This window comes from Corynebacterium sp. MSK047, assembly GCF_030232285.1.
Lineage (GTDB): Bacteria > Actinomycetota > Actinomycetes > Mycobacteriales > Mycobacteriaceae > Corynebacterium > Corynebacterium jeikeium_D.
Genome location: NZ_JASPJI010000016.1, coordinates 25747 through 42915 on the forward strand (window position 1 = coordinate 25747; position 17169 = coordinate 42915).

General features: G+C 59.6%; 17 protein-coding genes. 2 read left to right on the forward strand and 15 right to left on the reverse strand.

Features of this window, described 5'->3' with window-relative positions; genetic code table 11:
• Positions 1–11: 11 nt before the first annotated feature.
• Positions 12–1859 carry a translation elongation factor 4 gene (gene lepA, locus QP981_RS07680; RefSeq protein ID WP_070429490.1) on the reverse strand — a complete coding sequence of 616 codons (1848 nt, stop codon included), beginning with the start codon at positions 1857–1859 and terminating at the stop codon, positions 12–14.
• A gap of 162 nt (positions 1860–2021) precedes the next feature.
• Between lepA and QP981_RS07685 the strand changes: the two genes are divergently transcribed.
• On the forward strand, positions 2022–2636 hold the full coding sequence (locus QP981_RS07685; RefSeq protein WP_070643684.1) for a type II toxin-antitoxin system PemK/MazF family toxin: 615 nt from the start codon (positions 2022–2024) through the stop codon (positions 2634–2636).
• A gap of 271 nt (positions 2637–2907) precedes the next feature.
• Positions 2908–3174 carry a 30S ribosomal protein S20 gene (gene rpsT / locus QP981_RS07690; protein WP_016422323.1) on the forward strand — a complete coding sequence of 89 codons (267 nt, stop codon included), beginning with the start codon at positions 2908–2910 and terminating at the stop codon, positions 3172–3174.
• Positions 3175–3431: 257 nt separating this feature from the next.
• Here rpsT and holA read toward each other — a convergent pair whose 3' ends face one another.
• The 14 genes from holA to rplU all read right to left on the reverse strand — a co-directional run bounded on the left by holA (position 3432) and on the right by rplU (position 16932).
• Entirely contained in the window at positions 3432–4490 is a 1059-nt protein-coding gene (gene holA, locus QP981_RS07695) for a DNA polymerase III subunit delta (RefSeq protein ID WP_005511539.1), read from the reverse strand.
• The gene (locus tag QP981_RS07700) at positions 4487–6463 is read right to left on the reverse strand and encodes a ComEC/Rec2 family competence protein (protein ID WP_284857752.1); all 1977 of its coding nucleotides are present in this window, start codon (positions 6461–6463) and stop codon (positions 4487–4489) included. Before QP981_RS07700 ends, holA begins: the two co-directional genes overlap by 4 nt.
• Complete coding sequence (locus tag QP981_RS07705; protein WP_242451371.1) at positions 6447–7217, reverse strand: ComEA family DNA-binding protein; 771 nt, start codon at positions 7215–7217, stop codon at positions 6447–6449. The genes QP981_RS07700 and QP981_RS07705 overlap by 17 nt, the downstream gene beginning before the upstream one ends.
• A gap of 126 nt (positions 7218–7343) precedes the next feature.
• Positions 7344–8684 carry a DegV family protein gene (locus QP981_RS07710; RefSeq protein ID WP_070546419.1) on the reverse strand — a complete coding sequence of 447 codons (1341 nt, stop codon included), beginning with the start codon at positions 8682–8684 and terminating at the stop codon, positions 7344–7346.
• The gene (locus tag QP981_RS07715) at positions 8674–9381 is read right to left on the reverse strand and encodes a histidine phosphatase family protein (RefSeq protein WP_284857751.1); all 708 of its coding nucleotides are present in this window, start codon (positions 9379–9381) and stop codon (positions 8674–8676) included. The genes QP981_RS07710 and QP981_RS07715 overlap by 11 nt, the downstream gene beginning before the upstream one ends.
• A 2-nt stretch (positions 9382–9383) precedes the next feature.
• The gene (gene rsfS, locus QP981_RS07720) at positions 9384–9842 is read right to left on the reverse strand and encodes a ribosome silencing factor (protein ID WP_005511538.1); all 459 of its coding nucleotides are present in this window, start codon (positions 9840–9842) and stop codon (positions 9384–9386) included.
• A gap of 87 nt (positions 9843–9929) precedes the next feature.
• On the reverse strand, positions 9930–10685 hold the full coding sequence (nadD, locus tag QP981_RS07725) for a nicotinate-nucleotide adenylyltransferase (protein WP_049171017.1): 756 nt from the start codon (positions 10683–10685) through the stop codon (positions 9930–9932).
• Positions 10686–10706: 21 nt separating this feature from the next.
• Positions 10707–12050: a glutamate-5-semialdehyde dehydrogenase gene (locus QP981_RS07730; protein ID WP_246815117.1), complete on the reverse strand. Its 1344-nt coding sequence runs from the start codon at positions 12048–12050 to the stop codon at positions 10707–10709.
• Between the two features lie 14 nt (positions 12051–12064).
• Positions 12065–12217 carry a hypothetical protein gene (locus QP981_RS07735; RefSeq protein ID WP_016422316.1) on the reverse strand — a complete coding sequence of 51 codons (153 nt, stop codon included), beginning with the start codon at positions 12215–12217 and terminating at the stop codon, positions 12065–12067.
• A complete protein-coding gene (locus QP981_RS07740; RefSeq protein WP_016422315.1) occupies positions 12218–12931 on the reverse strand; it encodes a class E sortase in 714 nt (237 codons plus the stop codon).
• 174 nt (positions 12932–13105) lie between these two features.
• A complete protein-coding gene (gene proB, locus QP981_RS07745) occupies positions 13106–14455 on the reverse strand; it encodes a glutamate 5-kinase (protein WP_049190854.1) in 1350 nt (449 codons plus the stop codon).
• A gap of 98 nt (positions 14456–14553) precedes the next feature.
• A complete protein-coding gene (obgE, locus tag QP981_RS07750; RefSeq protein WP_070429496.1) occupies positions 14554–16068 on the reverse strand; it encodes a GTPase ObgE in 1515 nt (504 codons plus the stop codon).
• A 257-nt stretch (positions 16069–16325) separates the two neighbouring features.
• Entirely contained in the window at positions 16326–16583 is a 258-nt protein-coding gene (rpmA, locus tag QP981_RS07755) for a 50S ribosomal protein L27 (RefSeq protein ID WP_016422312.1), read from the reverse strand.
• Positions 16584–16623: 40 nt separating this feature from the next.
• Entirely contained in the window at positions 16624–16932 is a 309-nt protein-coding gene (gene rplU / locus QP981_RS07760; RefSeq protein ID WP_005511541.1) for a 50S ribosomal protein L21, read from the reverse strand.
• Positions 16933–17169 lie beyond the last annotated feature (237 nt).

A 17169-nucleotide genomic window follows, 5' to 3' on the forward strand; every position in this document is an offset into this window, starting at 1 on the left:
CAGTTTCCCCTTTACTTACCGCCCTCATCGGTGGACAGCGCAGCCACGAATGCCTCCTGCGGCACCGAGACCGAACCGATGTTCTTCATGCGCTTCTTACCGGCCTTCTGCTTCTCCAGCAGCTTGCGCTTACGGGAGATGTCACCGCCGTAGCACTTAGCAAGGACGTCCTTGCGCAGTGCACGGATGTTCTCGCGGGCGATAATCTTCGAACCGATTGCGGCCTGAACTGGGACCTCGAACTGCTGGCGAGGGATTAGCTCACGCAGCTTCTTGGTCATCTTGTTGCCGTACCACTGCGCGTTGTCGCGGTGGACGATAGCGGAGAACGCATCGACGGCCTCGCCCTGCAAGAGGATGTCCACCTTGACCAGATCCGCAATCTGCTCGCCGGCGTCTTCGTAGTTCAGCGAAGCATAACCCCTGGTGCGGGACTTCAGCATGTCGAAGAAGTCGAAGATAATCTCGCCCAGCGGCATCTTGTAGCGCAGTTCCACGCGGTCCTCAGACAGGTAGTCCATACCACCCATCTCACCGCGCTTCTGCTGGCACAGCTCCATGGTGGGGCCAACGAACTCGCTTGGCACGACGATGGTGCACTTAACCATCGGCTCGTAAATCTCGCGGAGCTTCCCCTCCGGCCAGTCACTCGGATTGTGAACAGTGACCTCGGTGCCATCCTCAGTGACCACGCGGTAGACAACGTTCGGGGCCGTCGAAATGAGATCCAGGTCGAACTCGCGCTCCAGTCGGGCGCGGGTGATCTCCATGTGCAACAGGCCCAGGAAGCCCCCGCGGAAACCGAATCCGAGGGCCACCGAAGTCTCAGGTTCGAATGTCAACGAAGCGTCGTTAAGCTGGAGCTTTTCCAACGCATCACGCAGGTCAGGATAGTCCTGCTGAGAGATTGGGAACAGACCGGAGTAGACCATCGGCTTTGGCTCTGCGTAGCCTTCCAGCGGCTCCTCCGCCGGTGTGGCGTTCAGCGTGACGGTGTCACCGACCTTGGACTGACGGACGTCCTTCACACCGGTGATGAGGTAACCGACCTCGCCGACGCCGAGGCCCTTACACTTCTTCGGCTGCGGCGAGACGATGCCGATTTCCAACAGCTCGTGCTTAGTTCCGGTGGACATCATCTGAATGACTTCACGCGGCTTGAGCTGCCCATCAACAACACGGATGTACGTGACCACACCACGGTAGGTGTCGTAGACCGAGTCAAAAATCAGCGCACGAGCAGGTGCCTCCGGATCGCCGACCGGTGCCGGGACGAGCTCACAGACTCGGTCGAGCATTTCCGCAACGCCCTCACCGGTCTTGCCCGACACACGCATGACATCCTCCGGCTCACAGCCGATGATGTGCGCGATCTCCTCCGCGTACTTATCCGGATCCGCGGCCGGCAGGTCAATCTTGTTCAGAACCGGAATGATCTCCAGGTCGTTTTCCATGGCCAGGTACAGGTTGGCCAGCGTCTGCGCTTCGATGCCCTGAGCAGCGTCGACAAGCAGAATCGCGCCTTCACACGCCTCTAGCGCACGCGAGACTTCGTAGGTGAAGTCGACGTGACCAGGCGTATCAATCAGATGCAGGACAATCTCTTCGCCCGCGTGCTCGCCGGTGCGCGGAACCCACGGCAGGCGCACGTTCTGAGCCTTAATGGTGATGCCGCGCTCGCGCTCAATATCCATGTTGTCGAGGTACTGATCGCGCATATCGCGTGCTTCAACAACGCCCGAGAGCTGCAGAATTCGGTCCGCCAGGGTGGACTTACCGTGGTCAATGTGCGCAATAATGCAGAAATTTCGAATCCGTGAGGGGTCCGTAAAAGTCTGCTCCGCAAAATTCTTGGTCACGTTGGGTCTACTCCGAAAAATAAAGACGTTATGGGCATTGGGGCGCGGCGTTGGCCGACCCATATGCGCCGGCCTCGAAAACCGACCAGCCGGGCTTAAATACAATCACGCACAATCTTACCTATCGATTCCCTCCGCACTAAACCTCTAGACTTAGATTCCATGAGCTCCACTTCGTCCACCGATCAAAATGAACGCGAAAGCTGGCCACGCCGCCTGCGTAATCGCATCAGCGCGCGTCTTTTCGCCGGTACCGAGTGGTTCCGTGGCCCCGACACACTCGACGAGGCGCTGTTTAAGCTCAACATGCAGCTAGGACTCGCCCAGGACACCTCGCTTTCCGACGAGTCCAAGGAGGCCCTACTTCGACTGCGAGATTCGGTGACCATCGCGCGTCCGACCGCGGAGCTGGCCCGTACAATCGTCTACAGCCCCGACATGGATGGTCAGGCCGACCCCGGCGAAGTGGTATGGATTCCGCTGCAGCTCGAAGGTGAAAATGCTGCCCTGCGCGAGCGCGCTGTGGTCGTGGTTGGGCGCCATGACCAGTACCTATTGGGCATGCTGATTTCCACCCGCAGCGAGCACAGTGAGCATCCGGAGTGGCTATTTATCGGCAGTGGGTTCTGGAATGAAGACCCCAAGCCATCGTGGGTTCGCATGGACCGTATCTTGCTCATCCCAGAATCGGGTATTCGCCGCGCAGGTGCGATGATGCCCCGTAGGCGCTTTGAGCTCATCGCCGCCCGGCTGCGCGGGGACTACGGCTGGAATTAGCCGCAGCTGGAATTAGGCAGCGGCTGGTATTAGGCAGCGCTGTTTGCTAAGATTCTGCAAGTTGTTTACCGTTGCGTTCCTTTGCGGCGAGCGCGGGCAGGACCTTGGGTTCGCGTTTTCATCGCCGTATAAGCGCAGTGCATGGTTTTATCCCGCTGGTTAATTAGTTTGAACGGCAGGGATTCGAGCCAAAATTTGTACTGTGATCAGGACTTTTCTTGGTGGCGGGCGGTAGCAATTCCAACTACTACGGATACAAGAGGTATTCACGATGGCAAACATCAAGTCCCAGATCAAGCGCAACAAGACCAACGAGAAGGCTCGCCTGCGTAACCAGGCTATCCGCTCTGCAGTCCGCACCGAGATCCGCAAGTTCCAGGCTGCTGTTGAGGCTGGCGACAAGGCTGCTGCTGAGGCTCAGCTGCGCGTTGCTTCCCGCAAGCTGGACAAGGCTGTCACCAAGGGCGTCTTCCACCGCAACACTGCGGCTAACAAGAAGTCCGGTATGGCTAAGGCTTTCAACAAGCTGGAGGGCTAATTCCCTTTTGGCGCTGTGCCGTTCTTGTGGCGCTTGTGCCGTGAAATTAACCGCTTCCTGCTATTTTCCGATTTCATTTCGGATGTGGCGGGAGGCGGTTTTTATTATTTAACCCCAACGCGAGTTAGTGGCTGCGTTTATGGCTGGCGGCGGTGGGGCGATGCGAGTTACTGACTACGTTTATGACAAAAATGGCCTGAAAAATGGCTTGAAAGTGTCATAAACTCACACAGTTTCACATTTGCAGCCCGGAAATTTTAACGCCGATGGGACGAATGGGCCAGCTCCGCGATACGAAGCACCGACTGTTCCAGCGATAGTTCCGGCGTCGATGAGGCTCCCTTGGTGTCTGCATCCAGCTGTGCCGCGACAACCACAGCGCGAGCAACCGCCGGGGTTGACCAGGCAGATGCCAACCGCTGAGTTTTCTCCAACTTCCACGGCGGCATGCCATAGCGGTGGGCATCTCTACGCGCATTGACACCACGTGCACCGTGGAGCCGAGCTACATCACCAACCATTCCCGTGATTGCAGCCGACAGCAGTGCCGGTGCCATGCCCAGCTGCAAGGCACGGCGCATCTTGGCCAACGCTTCCCCACCCCGGCCGCGCAGTGCGAGCTCGGCAATCTCAAAGCCCGAAACCTCCGCCGAAGCACCGTAGTAGGTGCGCACTGCTTCCGAGGTGACCTTGCCCGCGGTATCCGCACACAGCTGGGAAATGGCGGTGGCCAGCTCGCGGAGGTCTGAACCGACCGCATCCAGGACGGTATCGATGACGTCGCGACGCACCTTAACCCCGTGTGAGGCGAACTCTTCGCCAACAAAACCGGGCAAGTCGTTTCGCTTGAGCGGTTGAGCTTCGAAAAAGCGGACCCCCAACTTGCGCAGGTCAGCGACCATCTTTTTCTGACGCCCCTCACCGCTGTGAAGGAGAATCAACGTGATGCCCGGCGCGGGATCCTTAACCGAATCCATCAACAGCTTGGCAGGCTCTTTGCCGGCGTCTTGGCAGTCGGTGACAACCACGATCCGGTCATCTCCAAACAACGAAGGGCTGAAGAGCTCCACGGCATCGACAGTGGTCATGTCCCCTGCGCGGATGGTGGTCACAGGCACCGAGCGTCCACCCGGATCGGACTCCGTTGCTGCCTGCGCGCGGACGGCAGCGACAATGGCGAGGCGGGCGCGGTCTTTCAGCAGCTCCTCTTTGCCCACAATCAAATTCACGGGTGCGACGGCGCTCAATCCCGACCTCTTTTCCGCGTTAATTCCTGCGACTGTTGTTTCTAGCCTACGGGACAGCCCGGATTTCACCTTCCTCGCCAGACTTCACCATTGGAATACAGGGCTTGCGGCCCATCTCGCTGCGGGCACACCACAGGAATCTGCTCGGGTGTCATTACGGTTTCTCGCACGCGCGGACCACACTCGCGAGCGATAAACCACTGGGGTGAGCGGCCTGATTGGGACGGTTGGCCGCTCACGGATTCAGCGATGTACGACGGGGACTCCACCGCCACGGTTTCTGTCGTGGGGTTATTGGTGGTGTCATCGAGCACCTGGACGTACCCCGCCTCTTCCTCGGTGAGTCCGAGTGCAATTCGGCACTGCCGGCTGAGCGAGGTCGGTGCAGGGTAACCAACCGATGCCACATGGTTGGCGGGTTCTCCGACAGCCTCCGCGTGAATGAGAACAACCTGGTTCTTCTCCGCACAGGCCGCAACCTTCCACCCCTGTGGGGCACGCGCAATGTCCAGCCCGAACACCCAAATAACCGCGTAACTACAGACGGCAAGTACCACTGCGAAGCAACCAGCGCGGAGCGCAAGACGGGGCCACGCCCAGAGCGCCGTCAAGCATGCGAACGTGAGCGTGCAGGAGATGACCAACGTGACCGTCCCAGTGGCGGGCGCGACGATTCCCGCAGCGAGGCGTGCGACCTGATGAATCCACCATGCGCACGGCGCGGCGCACCAGAGCAGCGCACTGACCAGCCAATTGAGATGCAGTGCGGCGGCAACGGCAGCGAGCGAACCAGCGATAGTAACCGGTGCGACGGCGGGCGCGGCGAGGAGATTGGCGAGCAGTGAGACGTGACTAATTTCGCCGATAAGGAGCGCCAACACGGGCATGTTGACCACGTGTGCGGCAATCGATACGGCGACGGCGCGGACTACTGGGGCGGGCCAGGTACCCATAACGGTGGTGGCGGACAGGCGTCTGGCAAGGGGCTCGGCAAGAAGGACTAACCCGGCGGTGGCTGCGACCGAGAGGGCGAAGCCCACTGATACCGATAGGTCTGGAGCCAGGAGAATCAACCCAATAATGCCAGCCGACAGCGCCGCGATGGCCTGGCCAGCTCGTCCTACAAGAATCGCCAACAGCCCAATGCAGCCGGTGACCACCGCGCGTAGCACTGACGGTTCTGTACCCACAATTGCCACAAAGCCATACAGGGCAAGCGCGGCGACTGCGACGCGCACCCGCGGTCCAGCCCACGAAAACACGGCTACAACAGCCCCGACAACAAGCGCAACGTTCGCTCCAGAGACCGCTGATAGATGTGAAAGCCCAGAAGCAGTCATCACATCGCCATCGGTGAGGCTAAAGCCGCGCTCATCGCCGATGGCCATGGCGGGAATCAGGCGGTCGGGACCAACGGGGAGATTCTGCGCCGAGTCAAAGAGCTGCTGCCTCACGTCAGCTGCCAGCCCCTGTGGTGGCGCGATGACCTCAACATCACCGCGCAGATTCAGCTGGATACCACTAATGCAGGGCTTGCTGGCCACACGTATACCGGCTGTGGATTCAATTACGGTGTCTCTCGTGATAGCCAACAGTGACTCGTCGCCGAAAGCCGTCACCTGCCCCGGAAGACCTTCGATGCGGGCCTTCGCACTGGCCCCAAACTCGGTTGCTTTCGGCTCGGTGACGAGGCGCAATTGCACTTTCGCCATCCCACCAATGTCCTCATAGAGCTCATGGGCTCGGGCTTGCGCTATGCGGATTCGCGTGGCCACCGCAACGCTGGCCACCGCCACAGCTGGCACCACGATAGTGGCGATTGCTCGCCAGCCGGAGGTCACCGCACCTCTGCCCCATCGCCACGACCAACGCTGCCACGCCCACGGCAACGCCACCGCAGTCGCGATTGAGCTCGGTACCACAACTATCGCCCATTCTGGGCGCATGATCACCGCCACCGCAGTCGCCCACGCCAACACCGCTGCTGGCACTAGCCGCACATCGAGCCCAGCACGAGCGCGCAGGTCAGACGGTGGTGGCATCGCGCAGAGCCTCTACCTTCGCCGGGCCGATTCCCGGTACCTCCTCAAGTGCGTCGATACTCGCAAAAGGCCCGTTCTTTTCACGAAAGTCAATGATTTTGGTCGCTGTTGCGGGTCCAATTCCGGGCAATTCCTCCAGCTGCGTAGCAGTGGCGGTGTTGATGTTGATCTTTCCGTCAGAGCCACCCGGGTCAGCCCCGCCTGCAGCACCGGCGCCAGAACCGCCAGAAACATCGGAACCGCCCTCCGCCGTCCCTGCTGGCAGCGCCTCTGTCCCGACCACAATCTGTTGACCATCTACCAACGGTGCCGCCAGGTTCACGCTGGCAGGATTAGCCTCCGGCAAAAGCCCACCCGCACGCTCAATTGCCTCCACCACCCGCGCACCCACTGGCACCTCCACCACGCCAGGATTCACAACCAACCCCACCACCGACACAATCAACGGCCCCACCTGTGCCTGAGCGTTAGTCTCCTGCCCCGGACCGCCAGGCGCCTCCGCTGGGGTTTCGGTCGTCTCCGGTGTCGTCCCCGCGACAGCCGCGTCCTGCACCGCAGGCATCTCCACCTGCGGCGTCGACGGCCACACCACCGCAGCGATTGCTCCAACAGCCAACACCGCAATCACAAGGCACGCAGCCATCGCCACCCGCGGCGTCACCACCGCCCGGCGCGTGGAAAAGTCCACCGCCATGCGCTTGTCTTGATCAATCGGTTCCAGATAGTCCGCCAGCCGATTCCGCAAATTCGTCACGATGCGCACCCTAGCGCCCCGCACCACACCCCACCTTGACGAAAGCACTCATCAAGGCGTCATCTGTGGATAAAAAATGACCTGTGGAGGTTATCCACAGGCCAGATCATCTTCGCAGTTCAGCCGCTACTTCTTCTCGTCGCCGTCATCATCACGCTTGTCGCTTGACGACGACTCCCGCGATTTCTCCCCATCGGTGCCAAATACAGCTCCCTCGGGATCGGACTTATCGCGCAGCGCCAAATCAGAGATAGCCTTCGCCAGACGCTCAGCTTTATCCAGAGCTGCTTGGCGATTCTCACTCCACGTTGGCAATTTAGAAACCGCCGTGGTGAAAAGCGGAATTCCCTGTTCATTAGTCACTACTGTGCGATGGATTCGTTTATTGCGGTTGCGACTGGCAGCCGGATTCTCAACTACCTTCACCGCAGCCTGATCGGTGATCGGCTCACCTGGGTCTGTGGTGCCAGCGTTTTCAGCCGAACCGTCCGTGTCAGCAGAGTCACCGGAATTGTCTATGTTCCCGGAATCGTCGTCTACCGCGTCTGCAGCCACAGCATCAACAGCAGGCGCGTCACTCTCCTCCACACTGTGGAGCAGCGCTGTCACGCCCATCTCTGTTTCAAAATCCATGGCATTCGAATCAATCGAGCCACCGGAGACCATGCCAACTGCATAGGCTCCCTGCCCGACATGAGCGGTAAGAGACTCCGGCAAATCCAGGATTCTAAACCGGGTATCGTCGGGTAGCTCTTCGGCAAGCATGGCCTGGAGCTCGTGAACGTCGTCAAGCGCATCGGAATGATGCAGCAATACCGCAGGCGGACGGTTCGCCGATGACGCGGACCGCACCATCTTCGTGGCAAAATCCACCATGCGCTGCTTGACCTTCGCCTCTGTCCGACACTTGGCGACCAGCGCTAGTGAGCCATCTTTGATGCCGACGATGGGCTTGATAGCGAGAGCCGTAGAAAGCATCGCTTGGCCCGCGGAGATGCGACCGCCACGACGTAGCGAATCAAGCTTTGGTACAAACAACCAGAGTCGATAGCGCTGCAGCACATCACGCGCTACATCGGCAACCTCATCACGACTGGCCCCGGCCCTCGCAGCCTTGGCCGCCGCGATGGCAGCGGCACCGACTCCAGCTCCGACGGTGTCGGTATCGATGACGGTCACACGGTCCAGCGCACCAGCAGCGGTGACAGCGTTAGACCAGGTAGCGGACATTCCCTTGCCAAGATGCAGGGCGACAACGCCAGCGTCAGAACCATCCTTGTTGGAGCGTTCCAGCGCACGCGCATATGCGGCGCACAGCTTCAGTGGACTGACTGCCGACGTGGTGACGGCGTCTTCATTGATGTCATGGCCGATGGGAACCACGGTGATGTCGAGCTTGCGGGCAACCTCGGGCATCAGGCACGCGGTGTCATCAACAACAATGCGAACGCGACCGTCACCGGGCATGGCGGCCTCCTGAAGAATCAGAAACCTGCGACTCCCGCTCGCGGACCTTCGCGTTAAAAGCATTCAGGTACCAGGAGGTCTCACCATTGACGCGCGTGCGCTGCTCCATTTCGACCCACGCAGTGTTGCCCAGGCCGTTGAACGTGCTGAAGTAGTCGCGCGGCATCTGCAGCAGGGCTGCGGTAGCGGCAGCAATGGCACCACCGTGGGACACGAGCACAAAGGTATCCGACTCCCAATCGGGGTTGGCCGCTAGCTCAGCAATGACCGCCAGCATTCGGTTGGAGACCTCAAAGCGGGTCTCGCCGCCCTTGGGTGCCCAGTTGAGATTATGGCGCCAGTGGTCACGCATACCGGGAAACGCGGAGTCAATCTCGTCGTAGGTGCGCTCTTGCCATTCACCGAGGTTGGTCTCACGCAGGCGCTTATCAAAACTCAACTCTGCACCGGTGGCCTCGGCTAGCGCGCGGGCGGTGTCGGCTGCCCGGGTCAGGTCAGAGGACACGATTTTTGTGATTCGCGGTTCAGCCTCCGCCAGGTACTGCGCCGCAGTACGGGCTTGCTCGCGACCAACGTCGGAAAGCTGCGTGTCCAGCTGTCCCTGAATGCGGCCGGTAGCGTTATACGAGGTCTGCCCGTGCCGCAGCATAATCAGGCGACATCGAGCGGCAACATGTGCCTCGCGTGAGCCCGCCACAATTAAAACTCGTCCGTGTCCGGGTTTTCGGCAGCCAGCGGAATCTCGTCGATAGAACGAGCATTGCGGGCGGAATCTTCGCCGTCCTCGTTGCTCGGCTGCTCGATGCCCTCGACCTCGATGCGCGGGCAATCGCGCCACAGTCGATCCAGGCCGTAGAAGTCGCGTTCTTCACTGCGGAAGACATGCACGACAATGTCGCCGTAATCCAGCAGCGCCCAACGTCCCTCACGGACACCTTCGCGGCGAACCGGCTTTGCGCCGAGGTCACGCAGATCGTCCTCAATTTCGTCGACGATTGCGGCAACCAGACGCTCATTGTCAGCACTGACCAGGACGAATGCGTCCGTAATCACCACCGGGCCAGAGACATCGAGAACAACGACGTCCTCACCCTTTTTGCTATCGGCGGCCTTCGCCGCGGCGGTCGCCAGCTCAATGGCGCGTGGTTGTGCAGTCACGAAATACTTCAGCTCCTTGTGATTAAAAGTCGTGAAAAACAGCGTTTGTACTTGTAACTTACCGTCTCAGCGGGATTTTGCTAACTTTCAGTCCGCGGTATCGGACTTCGCATCCACCGATGCCGCATCCTCGGAGGTCGAGTTCACCGATGCGGGGCCCACAGAACCAACCGTGCCCTCAGCAGACTGGTACAGACCCCGCTTAGCGATGTACTGCACCACGCCATCCGGCACCAAGTACCAAACAGGGCGTCCTGCCTCCGCACGCTTTCGACAATCGGTAGAAGAAATAGCCATCGCGGGAATCTCGATGAGGTGCAACCGTGAAGCGTCGATTCCTTCCAGGTCCTCTGCCCGCAGGTGAACCCCTGGACGAGTGACACCGACGAACGTTGCTGCGTCGAACATCTCCTCCCAGTCCCTCCACGTCATAATCTTCTGCAGCGCATCGGCACCGGTAATGAAGAACAGATCCGCGTTGGGATAGATGACCTTCAAATCCCGCAGCGTATCGACGGTATAGGTCGCACCCGGCCGGTCAATATCAACCCGCGAAACCGAAAACTGTGGGTTCGACGCGGTGGCAATGACCGTCATCAGGTAGCGGTCTTCGCTGTGAGAGACCTTCCGGCCGCGCTTTTGCCACGGTTCACCCGTGGGCACGAAAAGCACAAAGTCAAGGTCGAAACGGTCTGCCACCTCGCTGGCGGCAACCAGGTGACCATTGTGGATGGGATCAAAAGTGCCACCCATTACGCCAATGCGCTGCCGGGGCGCTTCCGCCGACTTCGCTGTCAACGCGGCGTGTACTCGCGACCGCACACTTTTCTTGCGCTTAATCATGACTGGCACTTTACCCGGGCACTACGGACGAGTCTGTCCACGACCAGCCAGAACCCACTTGCTGCTGGTCAACTCCGGCAGCCCCATGGGCCCACGGGCGTGCAGCTTCTGGGTGGAAATACCAATCTCTGCGCCGAAACCGTACTGCTCACCATCGGTGAACGCAGTGGAGGCATTGACGCTGACAGCGGCAGCATCAACACGGTCGACGAACTCCTGGCACACGCCCCAGTCACGTGCAGAGATAGCTTCCGTGTGACCCGAGGAGTACTCAGTGATGTGATCCGTCGCGGCCACCACACCGTCGACAATGCGTGCGGCAATGTCTAGCGAAAGGTACTCATCCGACCAGTCTTCTTCCGTCGCAGGAATGACCTCACCGGTCCACCCAGAGGCCGCCAGATTATCGACATCGCCGTGGACCGCAATGCCCGCGTCGGCAAGCGCGTCCAAAATGCGGACCTGATCCTGCGTGGACAGCGCCGAGTCAATGAGAACCGTTTCAGTGGCGTTACAGACGCTCGGACGGCGGGTCTTGCCGTTAATCATCAGCGCAATCGCCTCGTCGATATCGGCGGAAGCATCGATGTAGATGTGGCAGTTACCGGTACCGGTCTCAATGGTCGGCACCGTTGCCTTCGTCACGACGGCCTCAATCAGACCGGCACCGCCGCGCGGAATCACTACGTCAACCAGGCCGCGGGCAGTGATGAGATCTTGCACGGAATCGTGGGTCTCACACGGCAGCAGCTGAACAAGGTCCTCCGGTGCATCGTGGTTGGCCAGCACCTCACGCAAAACCGCGACCAGCTGCGTGTTGGAGTGGACGGCCGACTTGGAGCCGCGCAGCAAGGCCACGTTGCCCGACTTCAGCGCCAGACCAAAGGCATCGACAGTAACGTTCGGGCGAGCCTCGTAGACCATGCCCATCACGCCCAGCGGAACGCTGACCTGGGAAAGCTTAATGCCGTTAGGAAGAGTGCTGCCCCGCAGCACCTCGCCTACCGGATCCGGCAGGGCCGCAACCTGGCGCAACCCACCGGCAATACCCTCAACACGATCGGCGTCAAGACGCAGGCGATCCAGCAGGGAGTCACTAAAACCACGGGCCTTACCGGCCTCGATGTCCTTGGCGTTGGCTACCAGAATCTCTTCAGTACGGGCGACCAGCGCATCTGCTGCGGCCAGCAGGAGCTCGTTCTTGCGTGCCGACGTAAAGCGAGCCAGCTCTCCCGCGACAGCCTTGGCACGCTGTGCCTTATCTAAAACCTCGGCGCGCTCAGCAGCACGCTCCGGGCTAAGAGCCGAATCCTCGGCAATGCCCTGTTGATTGGTGTTAGCAGTTTCGTTCGTTTGAGCAGTCATGCCTACCAGCATAACTAGAGTGAGACATCATTTGAGGGAATTAGCTCAGCAACCCAAGGAAAGATGTAATTCATCAACAGCAGGAACACGATGACGGCAATCACGATGGTGATGATCGCTTTCACCCACCACGGACCCGGCAGGGATCGCCAAAAAGCTGCGTACATCTAGTTGACCTCCTTGGTCTCAACACCGGCGAGAACCGCGTGAATAATGAGCCGATGAGTGTTGTCCCACTGCGGATGGCAGGTAGTCAGCGTAAGTAGAGTCGCGTTACCGACCGGATTGAGGACATCGGCGCGGTCTGGAGTGACAATGTGCTGGCCGGGAATCTCGGGGACGTTAGTTCCTTCTGGCACGCAGTCGAAGCTTTCCCCTGCGCCAGCCATACCGTCGACCGGTAATACCTTGTAGCGGTAAATAGCATCACGCGTCTCTACAGTGATGTCATCGCACGTCTGCAGGCGGTCAATGTTGTCAAAGGGAGCTCCGTGGCCGTCACGATGGGCGGCATAAGAACTGTTGCCCACCTGCCCCGGAAGGGCTGTGCTCGGATAATGGCCGGGGCCACCGCGCAAAACTTCCTGAGAGACACCTTCGAATACGACCAAATCGCTAAAACCGGCCTTTGGAGCGGAAATCATCGCCACCGCAGAGCCAGGCACCCAAGAGCCCTCAACAGCTGGCTCCGTGCCTTCTGGCGCCTGAGCTGAGGCCGATGCCGGTGCGGACCATGCCTGCTGCAGCTCATCACGAGCCTGCTGCTGAGCTTTCCCGGTTTCAAGACCAGACCAGTACAGCAGATAAAAGGCGAAGAGCGCCACCATCACTCCAGCGGTCAAGAGCAACTCGCCGATGACGCCAATAATTTTCGATAACACACTTAGGATTATGCCCGAAAGTTCCTCATCCAGGCAGTCCGCGCTCAGGCACTCCTCCCCCAGCCAGTCCGCACTCAGCTAGTCCCCACTCAGCCGGTCTTTGCCGAGGCACCTCTGTCCGGGCGCGCCCAGGTGCGCGTCTTTAAGCGCTGCAGCTCTCAGCGCAACGCTCTCCTAAGCGCGGGAGGCGAAATCCGACAGGTAGTCGGCATGGACGACAGGCTTCTGCATGTCATTCGGCAATTCCTCGGTGTGGTAGCCGATCATGCCCAGCAGTTCTTCAGAGTCATAGTTGACCTCGCCGCGTCCGATGACCTCACCGCTCGGGCCAATCAGGTCGACGATGTCACCAGCGGAGAACTCACCGTCAACCGAGGTGATACCGACCGGGAGCAGCGACTTGCGCATGCGGGTCACAGCGTCGACCGCGCCGGCATCCAGGCGAAGCAGGCCCGAGCTATCCGCTGCGTAGAGCATCCAGAACTTCCAGGCGCTCAGGCGGTTGTCCTTCGCGGCGAAAGCGGTTCCCACGTCTGCCTGGTCAAGTGCTCGCTCAATGTTGGACGCAGAAGTCAGCAGCACCGGCACCCCAGCACGCGAAGCCAGGCGTGCGGCAGACACCTTCGAGGCCATTCCACCGGTGCCCAGTGCCCCACCGTCACCGGCGATAACACCACGTAGGTCGTTACCGCTGCGCACCTCTGGCACAAAGGTCGCACCTGGATCGGCCGGGTTGCGGTCGTAGAGGCCGTCGACGTCGGAAAGCAGAATCAGTGCATCGCAGTACGCCAGGTGACTGACCAGGGCGGCCAGGCGGTCGTTGTCGCCGAAGCGGAACTCCGAGGTCGCGACCGTGTCATTTTCGTTGACAATTGGCACCGCGCCCAGCTGGCGCAGGCGGTCGATAGTGCGCTGGGCGTTGCGGGCACGCGAACGCACACCTGCATCGTCCGAGGTCAAAAGCACCTGCGCAGAAGTGCGACCATAGCGCAGGAAGGAGCGTCCCCACTCCTGTGCCAGGCGCACCTGCCCTACAGCTGCAGCCGCCTGCTTGGTCGCCAAATCAGTGGGACGCGAAGTCAGCCCCAGTGGCCCCATTCCGGATGCCACCGCGCCGGAGGACACGACAATGACATCGCTAAAGCCCATACGCTTTTCCAGGGCATCGGCAATGAAGTCGATGCGTTCGGGATCGGTACGACCGTCAGATCCGGTCAGCGAGGAAGAACCAATCTTCACCACGACGCGCTTCGCGGTCCGAATTGCCTCACGAGTCTCGGAATCGAAACCGCCTTTGGTTCCCGGAGATAAATTCTCAGTCGCCTTTTCAATCTCAGCGACGGTGGACTCAGGATTGTCGTGAAGTAGCTCGTCGACCTCCTCACGGGAAATCGGCGCGTCCGATCCAGACTTCGGCGCGGTAGCTACCGGGGCATCTAATGCATCTGCTCCAGTGACGTCAACATCGTTGGCAACGGTGTCGGAAGGGATAACTGACTCACTCATTTCACTAATGGAAAACATGACGGTCTAATGTAATTCTGACTATATAATTGTTTAAACAATCAATGGCAAAATGCAAGTTTGAAGTCTTCGCTTGCCGACGACGCTGTCGCCCGCGACTATGAGTACCGGTCGCGAATAGCCTCTTCGCCATCCCCGAAATCGTACTCGTCAATCAGACCACGGCGGGCCTGCGATGCACGCTTACGCTGCTCAGCGCTAGTGCGCTCGTTGACGTAGAGACGATCGTCGGTACCACGGCCACTCGGCACGAAGTCATCGGTGCCCGCGACCTGCTGCGGGTACCACTCGAAGGTGAGATAGGAAATCGTCACCGGGCAGCCAACCGTTGCCCCAGCCTTTGCCAGGGCATCTTCTACACCAAGCTTGGCCAGGCGGTCAGCCAAGTAGCCGACTGCCTCGTCGTTTTCGAAGTCCGTCTGGTTAATCCAGCGTTCCGGCTTACGGCCACGCACAATGAACCCATCTGGGGTATTCGGATCGCGCTCGATGGTGAAGTCCGCGCCTTCGCGCTTCTTGCCGCGCACACCTTCCGGACGGATGACCGCACGGGGCTCCTGCTCTGTTGGCAACGGATGCGCCTTGCGGTAGGCGGCAATCTGATCCTTCAGGCCGTAGGTCAGCTCCTTGAGTCCCTCGTGCGTCACCGTAGAGATCTCATAAATCGGCCAGCCGAACTTCTCCAACTCCTCGCGCTGCATGTCAATCATCTCGCGAGCATCGGGCAGGTCAATCTTGTTCAGCACGATGACGCGCGGACGCTCTGCGAGATCCCCAAGCCCCACGTCGGCCTTCAGCACCGACTGGTAGTTGGCGAGTTCCGTCTCCAACGCCTTGATGTCAGAGACCGGATCGCGGTCGCCCTCCAGAGCAGCAGCGTCAACCACATGCACGAGCACAGCGCAGCGCTCAATGTGACGCAGGAAATCCAACCCAAGACCACGGCCTTCAGAAGCCCCCGGGATAAGACCCGGCACATCTGCGATGGTGAAGGACTCGTAGCCAACGTTGACTACACCCAGGTTCGGCTGCAGCGTGGTAAATGGATAGTCACCAATCTTCGGCTTAGCAGCGCTCAAGGTGCTAACCAGTGAGGACTTTCCGGCTGACGGGAAGCCCACCAGTCCAACGTCTGCCATGGATTTGAGCTCCAAGACAAGATCCTTGGCCTCACCCGGCTCACCGAGAAGAGCAAAGCCCGGCGCACGGCGGTTCTTGTTCGCCAGCGCTGCGTTACCCAAGCCACCGTAACCGCCTTCAGCAGCGATGAAGCGGGCCCCCTTACCGGTCATGTCCGCCAGCACTTCCCCATCCTCGGTCATCACAACCGTGCCCTCCGGCACTCCGAGAACCAAATCCTCACCACGAGCACCATTGCGGTGGTCACCCGCGCCGGGCTTACCGTTGGCAGCCTTGATGTGGGGATGGAAGTGGAAGTCCATCAGAGTGTGAATCTGCGGGTCGACGACCAGCACAATGTCTCCACCGTGGCCGCCGTTGCCGCCATCGGGACCGCCGAGTGGCTTGAACTTTTCACGCAGCACCGAGTTACAGCCGTGACCACCGTCGCCGGCCTGCAAATGCAGTACGACACGATCTACAAAACGAGACATAAAATCACACACACTTCCGAGCGGAGAGCCATCATCTAGTGCCTGGAGTAATGCCCTAATTTAAGCGAGCCGGTGGGCAGAAGTCTAGGCGGTAACAAAACGCTGCCTCGCAACCTAACAGCGCGAAACAGTACATAAACAACAAAAGAGCCGATTACCTTTCGCAGTGGGAAAGGAATCGGCTCTTCAGCAAGGCAGTTAAACCTGCCTCAAATTCAACGTTGCAGTAATCCTATGTGGACAACCGAGGGTTGTTCCTAGGAGTTATTCTCAACGATGCTGACAATGCGGCGGTTACGGCGGGTACCGAACTCGACTGCGCCTGCCTTCAGAGCGAAGAGAGTGTCGTCGCCGCCACGGCCAACGTTCTCACCCGGGTGGAACGAGGTACCGCGCTGACGAACGAGAATCTCGCCTGCCTTAACCTGCTGGCCGCCGAAGCGCTTCACGCCGAGGCGCTTAGCTTCGGAGTCGCGGCCGTTGCTGGTGCTGGATGCACCCTTCTTAGTAGCCATGATTTTCTCCTAGGGAAAAGCTAAATGGAATTTCGGCGGTTTACTTGGAGACGCCGGTGATCTTCAGAACAGTGAGCGGCTGACGGTGGCCGTAGCGGCGCTTGTAGCCAGTCTTGTTCTTGTAGTGCATGCCGCGGATCTTCGGGCCCTTAGCGGCCTCAACGATCTCTGCGTTAACGGTAACGTTGGCAAGCTTGTCGGCATCCGCAATGACATCTGCGCCATCGACGAGCAGAACCGGGGTGAGAGCCACGGACGAACCCGGCTCACCCTCGATCTTCTCGACCTTGACGAGGTCACCTTCGGCAACCTTGTACTGCTTGCCGCCGGTCTTGACGATCGCGTACATAGGAGGGCTACCCCTTTATCTGAGAAACTCGACTCAAGGAATCTTTGTAATTCCTTGACTGGACAATGGAATTGCGATTAGTTGCGTGTGCAGAACACTTCAGGGACATACCCGAAAGCCAAATCCGAGTAGATTTCCCCGCTCTGGCCGTTTCCTTACCACCAGCGCCTCAAGCACCAGTGGGCATGACCAGATACGCCTACTAATCAGCGACTGGTCAAGAGTAGCGAAAAATCC